Raw genomic sequence first — 13,287 nt, 5'->3', positions numbered from 1 at the left:
GATAAGCTTTTGCAAAATGGAGTAGATTGTGAACTTCATCTCTTTGAAGGTGCCGGACATCCGATCTTCTTATATAGAAAACCGCTTACGGATGATTATTATAAAATCCGGAAATTGACGGATAACTTTTTGAGAAGATATGGATTTTTATAGGTCTCATGATTCTTTTTAATATAAGATTATAATCATAAAAGAGTAATCAATATTTTTTGATCTTTTGTCGGTAATGTCCTATATTTGTAACCGATTCTTTGATTATTAACTGATTATTTTAAATTTAGACCATGAAGTACATTATTCAGTTTTTTGCGGCTATATGCCTGTTTATGTTTTCAGCACAATCTGTGAGTGCGCAGAAAGATTATTTTAAGGACTTGCCTGCGGAGTGTTCTCCTCAAAAAGTCGGAACGATTTTAAGCCAGCGTTTTATTCCTTCCAAACATATGTTGCATGGAGGCAAATGGATTCATTATGCCGAGGTTTGCACCTGGTACGGAGCGTTAAGATATGCAGAGGCGGCTGGAGATAAAAAGCTGGTGAAGCAACTTCAGGATCGTTTTGATCTGCTTTTTACGACAGAAAAATCATATCAGCCTATTATGAACCATGTGGATTTGAATATGTTCGGATGTCTGCCTCTTGAATTTTATAAAGTGACGAACGATAAAAAGTATCTGGAACTCGGTATGCCGTATGCCGATACGCAGTGGACTTTGCCGGCCGGTGCTACACCGGAAGAAAAAGCTTGGGCCGACAAAGGTTTATCCTGGCAAACCCGCCTCTGGATCGATGATATGTTTATGATTACGATCGTTCAGGCACAAGCCTACCATGCAACCGGTAAACATGAATATATAGATCGTGCAGCAAAAGAAATGGTTGTTTATCTGAATGAATTACAGCGTCCGAACGGACTGTTTTACCATGCTCCCGATGTCCCTTATTTTTGGGCCAGAGGCAATGGATGGATGGCTGCCGGCATGGCAGAGTTGTTGCTGTCTACTCCGAAAGACAATCCGGATCGTGCCCGGATTCTGGAAGGATACCGGTTGATGATGAAAAATCTGAAAGATTACCAGAGTGAAAGTGGCATGTGGAACCAATTGGTTGATAAAGCAGATTGTTGGCCGGAAACATCCGGTTCGGCCATGTTTACATACGCTATGATTATGGGCGTGAAAAAAGGTTGGCTGGATGCTGCGGAATATGGACCGGTGGCCCGGAAAGCCTGGATTGCTTTAGTCCCCTATATCAATAAGGATGGCGATGTGGAAGAGGTTTGCGTAGGAACGAACAAGCAGAATGATCTCCAATATTATTACGATCGTCCCCGCGTTGCAGGTGATTTTCACGGACAGGCTCCGATGTTGTGGTGTACATATGCTTTGTTATGTGAGTAAAAAATTATCCCTCTTCCGTTTTTCCGAACTGCAACCCGAGGAAGAGCGCGCCCGGTACCAGGATAATTCCGGCTGAAACCAGCAGGGCAATCCGGAGCGAGTACATATCATTGAGCCAACCGATGAAGGGGGCGATAGCTGCGAACATCAGGCGGATAATGAAGTTACGGATGGAAAGCACTGTCGCTCTCATGTCGGAAAAGGTCATTTGGTTGATGTAGCCTTTCAGGATCGGAGTGGCGAAACCGCGGAAAATATAGAAGACGAGCAGGATGGCAAGTCCGGCGTAAGTCAGGTTGAAAGCCAGCGAAACATAACCGCCTACGATCACGACAAGGATCAGGATTCCCATCTTGTGCGGCCCGAAATAGCGGTCTACCCGGTCCGACCAGAGGGCAGCCAGACCGACTGTCAGGTTCAGGACCGTCCAGATGATGCCATACCAGGATATAGGGGTTTTCAGGAACATCAATACCGGCTGTACGAACCAGGCCATTGTCAGTGTTGCCGCCCCGATGATTCCGGAAAACATGATGTTGTAGCAAAGTTTTTTATTTGTGACCAACGAATATTTAATGATTCGCATAATCTCATTGACCGGATTTTGAATCTTGTTCGAACGGTTGACCTCCCTCAGTGCAAATGCAGCCGGAATACCCGTAAAGGCAATAACGGCCTGTGCGTAAAAAGGAAAACGAAGCGAATAAGCAGCTAACAGCCCGCCGAATATGCCGGCAACGGCCTCTGCAAAATTGCCGATCATCGTGATGCGTCCTTCATACCGGAGATATAAGTTCTCTTTTTTATATTGGGCGGTCGTATCGTACAACAAAGCCGAATCGGCACCGTTCACCAATGTTTGTCCGGTTCCCAACAGTAATTCGGCAAAAAGAAATGCAGTGAAAGTGGAGGTAAAGGAATAGCATAAATACCCGAAAAAGAAAAGGATACACCCCAATATCAAACATTTGCGCCGTCCCCATACGTCAGCCAGGTAACCGGAAGGAATCTCTAACGCCACAGCCGCTACCGAATAGACACTTTTCAGAATAAACACATCCTGCAACCCTAATCCATGTTTTTCATAGAAAAGCACGATGATAGGCATGACCAATGTAAACCATTTGGAGAGTTTAATCAGATAGAGCGCCAGTATATTCCGTTTCATGCCTGCAAAGGTACGAAATGCAAATTAAAACAAAATACAATAACCCCCATTTCGGCAGTTTTTCTATTTCGTCCGAAATTCTGATCGGTTTTGGATTGACTTTTTTCATGGTTTTGCCCTTTTTGTCTGACAACAGATGAAAGGAGGTGCCGAGGTTGTTCCGAAAAGCATGCAATTTGATTGCCGGAAACTGGAAAGGCCGTCAAAGTGATAAAGCTTAACTCCCGGAGAATCGAATATTTGAAAATAAAACGGACGGCGTCCCAAATATCTCAAGGAAATTCAGGTGCTTTTTTGCCCTAAAGACGGTCCTCTTTTCCATTACGACCGTCCAAATCGCCATTACGACCGTGCTAATCTTCGCGAGGTGCCGAGTGCACTACACATTAGCACGGTCACAATGGCAAAGAGGACGGTCATAATTGTTGAAAACGCTCAAAAAAGGCGAAAAAGTCCCTTTTTGAGGTCCAAAAAGCGGATTAACATTTATTTTGTTTCGGATGCCTTTTGATCCTGAAAAATACGTTTTGTACAATAACCCCCCCCTGCACAGGTGGGGATGTGTCAAAACTGCCCTGTTCCCGCGCTTGACGCGGGATCGCATTAAAACTGACCGTATAAACAACTGATTGATAAGGCCTGTTCTTTTTCGGCTCCGCGTCAAGCGCGGGGACAAGGGTGTTTTGACACACTGCCACTGTCAAATAATTAGACAGTGGTGTACAAATATTAGACAGAATGGAAATTAAGGTTTATATATAAGTGTTTGCGTGTTAGTTGTTTATGTCTTTTGGCATGTTTTTTGATTGTTTTTCAATGGATATGGAATTAATGTCAAATCGATAAAAAACAAACTGATATGAAAAACCTGAATATCGCATTGCGTTCCCTTTTCAAAAAAGGCAGGAGTAACGGGATCAAGATTTTATCATTGGGGGTAGGGTTAGCAATGGGCTTGGTGCTGATCGCCAAAGTCTGTTTCGAGCTTTCCTATGATGATTTTTATCCGGATAGCGAGTGCATCTATCAGATACGGGAGAATGTCTCGATAGGTGAAAGGGTTATGGACGATCTGGACTATGTCAGTGGAGGCATTGCGCCGGGGATGAAACTTGAGATTCCGGGAGTGGTCGCTGCCACTCGTGGTTTTTCATTGGGCAATTCAGTGTTTTTCATGCCTGATAAGAATAAGTATAAAGCCGATTTCCTGCTGGTAGATGAATGCTTTTTCGATGTCCTGCCGCAAAAAGTGCTATCGGGAGATGCGAAGCAGATTCTTTCGAGACCCTTGTATGTGCTTGTATCCAAAAGTTTGGCCGAAAGGATAGGGGAGGGAAAAGACGTAACCGGTATGTCGTTTGAGTTGGCCTCTTACCCCGGTCGAGTAATCACGATTGGCGGTGTGTTTGAAGATGTTCCTGAAAATTCGCATTTAAAATATGATGTGCTTTTGTCGTTATGTTCGTTTAAGGAAGTGATGGGTTGGAGTAATGAGAATGGCTGGTGGGGTGGAGATAGCTATCATGGGTATGTTAAAGTTCAGCCGGGAGCCGATCAGGAGGCATTGGAGGCTGAAATGGCCAAGATGTTGGAACGCCACGTTCCTTCCGCGAAGTTGAAAGAGATGGGAATGACTTATCGTTTATCCTTAAAACCCCTTAAAGAGGTCTATGCAACCTCTTCGGCTGTAAAGGGGATGGCGGTTATGTTGTCATTGATTGCTTTTGCCATTTTGTTTGCGGCTTTGATGAATTATATCCTACTGATGGTCTCTTCATTAGTTGTCCGCTCTAAAGAGGTTGCCATTCATAAATGCTACGGTGCTTCCGGTAAAAACATATCGGGGATGATCTTTTCCGAAACGTTTGTGAACCTGTTTGCCTCCGTATTACTCTCTGCCTTATTGATACTTGCCCTTCGCGAATGGTGGAGGAATTGTTGAAGGCTTCTTTGGGTGCTTTGTTTACCTGGCAGACGATTTTGTTACTGGTGGGTGTATGCCTGTTGGTCTTTCTCTTTGCCGGCCTGTTTCCTTCTTATTTGTTTTCCCGCGTACCGGTGGCGGTTGCTTTCCGGTCCTATACCGAATCGCGCCGGCTTTGGAAAAAAGGATTGCTGTTTGTCCAGTTTGTTGCCGTCGGTTTTTTGGTTACATTGCTGGCAATTATCGGTTTGCAGTATCAGAGGATGGTGACGGATGATCCCGGATATTCATACGATCGGGTTATATATGCGTCTCTTTCCGGAGTAGAGAGTTCTGCGGTCCGGATGGTTATGGATGAATTGGAGAAACTGCCGGAAGTGGAGGCGGTAGCGGCTTCAGACGGCTTGCCGGTTTGGGGAGGGGCCGGAAATATGATTTACCGGGACGGATCTGATGAGATCGCTTTGCATATTAGAGATCTGAGATATATGGATGCCAACTATATCCCGTTGATGGGTATAAAAGTGATAGAGGGAAAAGCCTTCGACCGCTCATACTCCGATTCGGCACGTATCGTAATGATCAGCCGGGCAACAGCGGAAAAATTGGTGTTGGTCCAGGGGTGGAAGGATGGTGTAATCGGAAAAAAACTTCGTATAAGTGAACATAGTGACCCGAATGATCCGAATGGTTTTGAGGTTATCGGTGTCTATGATGAAGTGCGGGCCGGAGCGATCGACTCTTACCTTATGCCGCCGACGGTCTGGTTTTATTCAAGCAAGCCGGGTCATGTAGTTTCAATGAAATTGCACGGGAATGTTACGGTCGAGAATATGAAACTCATTGAGAATACCATTCAGAAGCTTCTCCCGGATAAAGATATTTCGGTAAACTCTTACGAAGCGAGTATCATCAATATGTATTCGGCTTCCCGTTTGTTCCGTAATTCCGTTATGCTGGGCGGCTTGGTTACTTTCCTGATCACTCTTGTCGGCCTGATCGGATATATTGCGGACGAAACGACCCGTCGCCGTAAAGAGATAGCGATCCGCAAGGTGAATGGTGCGACAGTAGCTAACATCATGGAGATTATATCAAAAGATATACTCTATATGGCTGTTCCGGCCGTGCTTTTAGGAGTCATGAGTTCTTACTGGATGGGGGAAAACTGGTTGCAACAGTTCTCCGAAAAGATACCGTTAAGCGTCTTTATCTTTGCGGGTTCTGCATTGGCAATTTGGCTGGTTGTCCTGGTTATGGTCGTAGCGCGTACCTGGAGTATTGCGAACGAGGACCCGGTGAAGAGTTTGAAGTCGGAATAGTATATATAAAAGGATAATAGATATGAGAAATTTGAATATAGCCATTCGCTCGCTTTTCAAGGGAGGAAGGCACAACATGATGAAGATTGTTTCGCTGAGCGTAGGCTTGTCGGTGGCTTTGGTCTTAATTGCCAAAATCTATTTTGAACAGTCGTACGATACTTTCTACCCGGATGCAGACCGGACTTATCAGATTTATGAAAATTATAGCCAAGATGGCAAAGAGTCGGATTATTATAATGTAAGCGGCGCTGTAGCCCCCGGTATGCTATATGAGGTACCCGGTGTGGAGGCTGCTACCCGCCTTACTTATATCGGAGGGGATGAATCTTTGTTTTCAACCTCTGATAAAGAACGTTATTCAGCTCGTTTTATCATGATGGCGGATAGTAATGTGTTTGATCTGTTTCCGCGTCCTATCCTGTCCGGGAATCCGAAAAAAATATTGGCTAAACCCTGGTATGCGATGATTTCCCGCTCTTTGGCGGAAAAGATGGGCGGAATCGAGAAGGTCGAGGGGCTGACGATTATTCCCGATAATAATCCGGGAACGAAAGTGACGATCGGAGGCGTGTTCGAGGATATACCGGAGAACGCCAACCTGCGTTACGATATGTTGGTTTCCATGACTGGAATGGATAAGGAGAGTTTGGAGAACTGGTTGGGTAACGACCGCTATAAAGGGTATGTACGCCTGGTGCCGGGCGTCACTGCCGAAAGTCTTACGCCGGCCATACATGATATGGCGCTTCGCCATCAGAATGCGGAGGATATGAAGAGATGGGGAATGGAACTGACCTATACATTGAAGCCGATTCTCGATTTGCATAAGAAATCAGGCGAGGTGAAAAGCATGGTCATGATGCTGGCTATCCTGGCCTTAGCTTTGTTGTTTACGGCTGTGATGAATTATATACTGATTGCTATTTCTTCGATTGTGAACCGGACGAAAGAGATTGCCGTACATAAATCGTATGGGGTTTCGGAAGGGAATATCCACAATATGATGATGTCTGAAACACTGGTGCACATGGTTTGTTCGATCGTGTTGGCTGTCTTTTTGATTTTTCTGGGCAGGGATATGATACACGAATTGCTGGATGTTTCTGTCGAAGGATTGTTGTTCTCGAAAGGAGCGTTGATCCTGCTGGCGGTATGTGTGGTTGTTTTTCTGGTGACGGGTTTTGTGCCGGGAGCTTTGTTTGCACGTATTCCGGTGGCAGCCGCTTTCCGTAATTTCCGTGAAAGCCGCCGTGTCTGGAAACTCGGCCTGTTGTTCCTACAGTTTATTGCAGCCGGTTTTTTGGTCACGCTGCTTATCATTGTGGGGAGGCAGCACATATTTATGGTGAACAGTAATCCCGGCTATTCTTATGACCGCCTGGCCTATTGCAGCATATCGGCGATCGACTCGACGACCCGTTACAAGGTGTTGGACGAATTGATGCGCATCCCGGAAGTGGAGGCGGTGACGACATCGACCATATTGCCTTTTTGGGATAGTCTGGCCGGTAATAATATTGCTTTGCCCGAATCTGATAAAGAGCTCTTTAATATCGCAGACCAGTATTGGTCCGGCAATGGTTTTCTGAAACTGATGGAGATTCCTGTCATCGAAGGACGTTCGTTTACGGAGAATATCCCGAAATCGGATGAAGTGATGGTTAACCGCGCTTTTGTCGAAAAGATGAAAGAGTTTACGGACTGGTCTGACGGCCCGGTCGGCAAATCCATTTATATTTCGGAACATGCCAATTATGATTCTAAGTTTTATACGATTTGCGGGGTGTATGAAAATTACCGTATCGGCTCACTTATCAGCCAGGACGATCGGCCTTCCGTATTGTTCTACCGGCAGCGGCCCCTGGATTACCTGCTGGTAAAATTCCATCAGATAACCCCGGATGCCGTTGCAAAAGTAAATGACAAGTTAGAGGAACTTATCCCGGATAAGGATATGAAGCTTTCGGTTTGTTCGGTCTCGATGGTAGAGCAGTACAGCAGTTCCCGGAAGTTCAGGGATCAGGTCCTGATCGGCGGCATTATCACGTTGCTTATCTCCATGATCGGATTGATCGGTTATACGAACGACGAGGTGAACCGTCGCCGTAAAGAGTTGGCTATCCGGAAGGTGAACGGGGCTACATTGAAAGATATACTGACTATGTTCCTGACCGATATTTTATGGCTCGCCCTGCCTGCTATCGTGTTAGGATGTATCATTACCTATTATGTCGCGGAACGCTGGCAAGAGCAGTTTATAGAAAAGATACCGCTCAGTCTCTGGATGTTTGTTGCCGGCGGGTTGTTTGTCTGCCTGGTTGTTGTCGTATGTATTGTCTATCGAACCTGGAGTGCGGCGAACGATGATCCGGTGAATAGCCTGAAGTCGGAATAGTGTCAAATATTTATACACCATTGTCAAATAATTGGACACTATTTGGGGATTAACTTATTTGTATATGTTTGTATTTTAGCATATTGCCTGTTTTGGCGCGTTTTTTGAACCTGTATGTTCAGAAAATAATAAAATACAAGATATGAGAAACTGGAACATAGCAATACGTTCGCTTTTTAAGAAAGGGCGGAGTAATGGGATTAAGATTTTGTCATTAGGTGTCGGGTTGGCAATGGGGCTTGTCCTTATATCCAAAGTCTGTTTTGAAAGTTCTTACGATAAGTTCTATCCCGGCAGTGACCGTATTTACCGGTTGCATGAGAATGTCATCCGGGAGAATGAATATAAGACCTATCCGCAGGTAAGCGGCGGTGTCGCTCCCGGTATGCAGGCCGAGATTCCGGAAGTCGAGAAGGCTACCCGCCTGACATATATCGGAGGCGACAAGGAGATATTCAGGACAGAAGACAAGAACCGTTATTCGGCGCGTTACGTCGTAATGGGCGATACGAACGTCTTCGATTTGCTTCCCCGTCCGATCCTGATCGGTGATCCGAAAATGACGTTGGCGCGTCCGGGATATGTGATGATTTCACGCCGTATAGCCGATTTGCTTGGTGGTGTAGAGAAGTCGATGGGACAGAAGTTCGAGTTTGAATCCAGTCCGGGACAGACCTATACGATCGGCGGCGTGTTTGAGGATGTTCCTGAAAACTCCCACTTACGTTTTGAGATTGTCGCTTCCCTGGAAGGCATGAATAAGTGGAGCCGGGAAAACTGGCTGGGGAATGACCGCTATTTGGGATATGTGAAGCTCTATCCCGGGACGGACCCGGAAAGCCTGACGACCGCTATCCGTGAGATGCAGGGGCGGCACTGTGACCTGGAAGAGGTGAAAAAGGCCGGAGTCGACTTGACTTACACGCTGGTTCCGTTGATGGATATGCATAGCAACAGCAGTGAAGTAAAGAGTATGAATTCCCTGTTGATCCTGCTTGCTTTCGTTCTTATCCTGACGTCTGCCATGAATTATGTTCTGATTGTGATCTCTACGCTGATTAACCGGACGAAGGAGGTGGCTGTCCATAAATGTTATGGCGCCTCCGACAAAAATCTGTTCGGTATGATTATGTCGGAGACCTGCCTGCATATGCTGATATCCCTTCTGCTCGCGGCTTTCCTTGTTATTCTGTTCAGAGGAAAGGTTGAAGAATTGTTGGGAGCTTCTTTAGGGGCTTTATTTTCTTCGCAAACGATCTTGGTTTTAGTAGGCATCTGTGTGATGATCTTCTTTATTACCGCGTTGATTCCGACATATATATTCCTGCGTATTCCGGTTGCCGCCGCATTCCGTAATTTTAAAGAGTCGCGTCGCTATTGGAAGCTCTGCCTGTTGTTTATACAGTTTGTGGCGACTGCTTATCTGGTAGCGTTGTTGTCTGTCATCAATAAGCAATACGATTATATGGTGAACGTCAGCCCCGGATATGCTTACGACAAGTTGGTCTATTGCGATACGCAGGGTGCGGAAGAATCGGTTCGCAACACAGCGATTGAAGAGCTGCGCAAGATGCCTGAAGTAGATAAAGTTTCAGCATGCTACGATTTGCCGATTTCGGTTATGTCCGGAAATAATGTCTTGCTCCCCGGTGATGATCGCGAGTTGTTCAACATTGCCGATATGTATTGGGTTAAGGATGATTACTTCTCTTTGATGGAGATTCCGATCGTCGATGGCGAAGTGTTCCGCTCGGATGGCTCGGCTAAAGACAAAGTGATGGTCAGCCGCTCTTTTGTAAAGAAAATGGAGACGGTGGCAGGTTGGACGGGTAGCGCTGTCGGAAAAAACATCGTCGTAACGGAGCACAGCCAGAACGGAGAACCGCTTACAATTTGCGGTGTGTTTGAAGATGTATGCATCGGTAGTACCGGCAATCCGGATTTACGCCCGACAGTGTTATTTTATGACAAGTATGCACCGAAAATCCTGATTAAATTCCATGAAATGTCACCCGAAAACATAAAGAAAGCGCAGGGCGTGCTGGAAAGCATCATGCCGGACCGCAGTGTCAATGTGACTGCCTATTATATGGATATGATAGACCTGTACAAAGATTCCCGTACGTTCCGCGATTCTGTTTTGATCGGAGGTATCGTGACCTTGATCATCGCATTGATCGGCTTATTGGGATATACCAGCGATGAAACGAACCGCCGCGGACGCGAGATCGCAATCCGTAAGGTGAATGGGGCTTCGGCATGGAGCATCTTGAAAATGATATCCAAAGATATTTCTTATATTGCGATACCTGCTATCGTAATCGGTATAACGATCGCTTATTTTTCCGGAACCGGCTGGCTGAAACAATTTTCCGGAAAGGCATCTCTCGGATTCTTCATGTTCCTGGCGGGGGCGATGTTTGTCTATCTGTTGATCGTCGTCAGTGTCCTTTGCCGTGCATGGCTTGTCGCAAATTCGAATCCGGTGGACAGTCTTAAATCGGAATAATTAGAGAAAAGAGATGTTACGTTTGCCCGGTACGGGTGTCTTGTTTATAGAAATATATTATATCATGAAACAATTATTTTATACAGTCAGCTATTTGAAAAACGCCTGGGGTAATAACCTGATTAAGATTTTCACCTTGACGTTAGGCTTAACGATCGGTTTGGTTCTGTTTGCCCGTATCGCATTCGATTTGAGTTATGATAAATTCTTGCCGGAGGCGGAGAATATTTATCAGGTACAAACGGTTTATACGACAGGTGTAGGGTCGGCCGAGGCTAAATCGAACGATTACTCCTTTACTTTCCAGCCTGTAGCCCCGACAATGCCGCTCGAGATACCGGGAGCTATTGCAGGGACTTCTCTTCTCGAGAGCGGCGAGCGGGTCATTTTTAATGGGGAGGACCGTTACTCCGTCAAGACAATCTATGCTGATACGATGTTTTTCAAAACGCTTCCTTATAAGATTCTTTCCGGTAGCGAGATGGGATTGAAGACGGGCGGGAATGTATTCCTTTCGGAATCGCTTGCCAAACGAATCTTTAAAGGAGAGGACCCGATAGGGAAGACGTTATTCAATGATAAAGCCCATAAGGAAACTCTGACTGTGGTCGGGACATTTGAAAATGTGCCGGAAAACTCGCACCTCGATTTCAACCTGATTTATTCGATAGCCCGGAACAGCCGGAATAGTTGGGACGGGGGAGACGGTTATAGAGGATATGTCCGCATGCAGGCAGGTGTCGATATAAATGCGATCAATGAAGAAGCCATACCTGAGATGTTGGCACGCCATATGGACCGCGAGTCAATGAAAAAAGGCGGCTATGCTTTTGATTGCTATCTGAAGCCTATCACGACTTTGCATACGGACAATAAGGAAACGAAGCTGACTTTGCTCGTCCTTTCGCTTTTAGCAACGCTGATACTGGTGGCTGTCTCGCTGAACTATGTGATGATGTCTATCTCGTCATTGGCTACCCGCGCCCGTACGATGGCGATCTATAAAAGTAACGGAGCCAGCACCGGGAATATCTTTATGATGAATCTGTCCGAAACGGTAATCCTGATCCTGCTCTCGTTGGTTTGTACGGCTCTGCTGGTTTTGGTTTCGGGAGATTTGATAACGGAACTGACAGGAGTGACGCTGGGTTCGCTTTTTTCCGGACGGCAATTGCTGGTATCGTTAGGATTGGTTTTCCTGGTAGTCTTGCTTTCAGGTGTTGTGCCGGCGCGTATCTTTTCGGCTATTCCTGTGACACAGGCGTTCCGTTTTTATAACTACAGCAAGCGCGGATGGAAACAGGGATTGTTAGGCGTGCAGATTGCTTGTGCGGCCTTTATGCTGACTTTTCTGGCGATCATCCTGTTCCAATATAACAAAATATTGAATAAGGACCTCGGCTATCATCCGGATAATATTGTCTATTGTGATCTTGACAGCATCCCGTCCGAGCGTCAGCAGATGGTAAGAACGGAGCTGATGCGTTCTCCGGAAATAGAGAATATTACGTTTGCCAGTTATCTGATCTGCAATTTTTTCAGCGGTACACCCTTGATCGATCCGGAAACACAGGAGGCGTTGGCTACACTGCGCTTCCAATTTGCAGATTCCAGCTATGTGAGCACATTAGGGTTGAACCTCGTGCAGGGTTCTAATATTCCCTCTTTTATGGCCGAACCGACTCCGGCTCTGGTTAACCGGAAATTCCTCGAGCTTCTACGATGGGATGACAATGCGATCGGGAAAGTCTATAAATGCAAGGGATTGTTCGATATTGTGATTGCCGGCGTGCTCGATGATTTCATAGTCGGTTCCATATTCGTTCCGCAGACACCGGTGATCATTGTCGGTATCGGAAGTGACTGGAACTCTTTATCCATAAACGTACGTCTTCGTGAGATGTCGCCCGAGTCTTTCTCGATGCTTGAAAACCGTCTTCGGGAATTACTTCCGGAGCAGGATATCGTCTTGACCACTTATCGCGACAAGATACACGAGTCCTATCGCGACACCGAGCGGTTCCGTAATTCCGTAGCGGTGGCGGCCGTATTCATGTTGCTGATTACGCTGATGGGGCTTGTCGGATATGTATCCGATGAGATACGCCGGCGGAGCAAGGAGATTGCTATTCGCAAGGTCAACGGGGCGACGGCGGTCGATGTGCTGAAATTGTTGTTGCATAATATCATTGTGATCGGTACGCCGGCGGTTATTATCGGCCTGATCGGAACGTATCTGGCAGGTGATAAATGGCTGGAGAATTTCCCGGAAAAGATTTCGTTGAATGTCTTTATCTTTATATTGGGAGGCCTTGCCTTGCTGATTGTGATCGGGTTCTGCGTCGTCCTTCGCTCCTGGTATGTGGCGAACGAAAACCCGGTGAAGAGTATTAAGTCAGAATAATTTGCCAATGGAATAATTTGCTAATTTGCCAATGTGGCGCTTCGCTAAATGTGCCAATGGGATAAGAGACAATTTACAGAGATGAGGTCTTTTATTTCATTGGCACATTGGCATATTAATAAATTGGCACATTATCCATGTTATGTTTGTCTAAGTCGCGTG

General features: G+C 46.0%; 7 protein-coding genes. 6 read left to right on the top strand and 1 reads right to left on the bottom strand.

The window, feature by feature from the left end; all coding sequences use genetic code 11:
• Nucleotides 1-284 precede the first annotated feature (284 nt).
• On the top strand, nucleotides 285-1,400 hold the full coding sequence (locus DW083_RS02140; protein WP_122331272.1) for a glycoside hydrolase family 105 protein: 1,116 nt from the start codon (nucleotides 285-287) through the stop codon (nucleotides 1,398-1,400).
• A gap of 4 nt (nucleotides 1,401-1,404) precedes the next feature.
• On the opposite strand, the gene DW083_RS02135 is transcribed toward DW083_RS02140, so the two are convergent.
• Nucleotides 1,405-2,568: an MFS transporter gene (locus DW083_RS02135; protein ID WP_122331271.1), complete on the bottom strand. Its 1,164-nt coding sequence runs from the start codon at nucleotides 2,566-2,568 to the stop codon at nucleotides 1,405-1,407.
• An 859-nt stretch (nucleotides 2,569-3,427) separates the two neighbouring features.
• On the opposite strand from DW083_RS02135, the gene DW083_RS22380 reads away from it, so the two are divergent.
• The 5 genes from DW083_RS22380 (at nucleotide 3,428) to DW083_RS02110 (ending at nucleotide 13,125) form a co-directional block, all read left to right on the top strand.
• On the top strand, nucleotides 3,428-4,510 hold the full coding sequence (locus DW083_RS22380) for an ABC transporter permease (protein WP_233551693.1): 1,083 nt from the start codon (nucleotides 3,428-3,430) through the stop codon (nucleotides 4,508-4,510).
• Nucleotides 4,492-5,814, top strand: a complete 1,323-nt coding sequence (locus tag DW083_RS22375; protein WP_233551692.1) for an ABC transporter permease — start codon at nucleotides 4,492-4,494, stop codon at nucleotides 5,812-5,814. The genes DW083_RS22380 and DW083_RS22375 overlap by 19 nt, the downstream gene beginning before the upstream one ends.
• Before the next feature lie 22 nt (nucleotides 5,815-5,836).
• Nucleotides 5,837-8,212 (top strand): FtsX-like permease family protein, encoded by a 2,376-nt coding sequence (locus DW083_RS02120; RefSeq protein WP_122331269.1) that lies wholly within the window; start codon nucleotides 5,837-5,839, stop codon nucleotides 8,210-8,212.
• 142 nt (nucleotides 8,213-8,354) lie between these two features.
• Nucleotides 8,355-10,721: an ABC transporter permease gene (locus DW083_RS02115; RefSeq protein ID WP_122331268.1), complete on the top strand. Its 2,367-nt coding sequence runs from the start codon at nucleotides 8,355-8,357 to the stop codon at nucleotides 10,719-10,721.
• 64 nt (nucleotides 10,722-10,785) lie between these two features.
• The gene (locus DW083_RS02110; RefSeq protein WP_158582076.1) at nucleotides 10,786-13,125 is read left to right on the top strand and encodes an ABC transporter permease; all 2,340 of its coding nucleotides are present in this window, start codon (nucleotides 10,786-10,788) and stop codon (nucleotides 13,123-13,125) included.
• Nucleotides 13,126-13,287 lie beyond the last annotated feature (162 nt).

The organism is Parabacteroides sp. AF48-14, from assembly GCF_003477465.1.
GTDB lineage: Bacteria > Bacteroidota > Bacteroidia > Bacteroidales > Tannerellaceae > Parabacteroides > Parabacteroides acidifaciens.
Note: the sequence above shows the minus strand (reverse complement) of the source record. Positions and strands in the feature narration are given on the sequence as shown.

Excerpts from the sequence above, each read along its gene's own strand:
- DW083_RS02110 (WP_158582076.1), top strand. The coding sequence starts at position 10,786 with ATGAAACAATTATTTTATACAGTCAGCTATTTGAAAAACGCCTGGGGT.
- DW083_RS02120 (WP_122331269.1), top strand. The coding sequence starts at position 5,837 with ATGAGAAATTTGAATATAGCCATTCGCTCGCTTTTCAAGGGAGGAAGG.
- DW083_RS22380 (WP_233551693.1), top strand. The coding sequence starts at position 3,428 with ATGAAAAACCTGAATATCGCATTGCGTTCCCTTTTCAAAAAAGGCAGG.
- DW083_RS02115 (WP_122331268.1), top strand. The coding sequence starts at position 8,355 with ATGAGAAACTGGAACATAGCAATACGTTCGCTTTTTAAGAAAGGGCGG.
- DW083_RS22375 (WP_233551692.1), top strand. The coding sequence starts at position 4,492 with ATGGTGGAGGAATTGTTGAAGGCTTCTTTGGGTGCTTTGTTTACCTGG.
- DW083_RS02135 (WP_122331271.1), bottom strand. The coding sequence starts at position 2,568 with ATGAAACGGAATATACTGGCGCTCTATCTGATTAAACTCTCCAAATGG.
- DW083_RS02140 (WP_122331272.1), top strand. The coding sequence starts at position 285 with ATGAAGTACATTATTCAGTTTTTTGCGGCTATATGCCTGTTTATGTTT.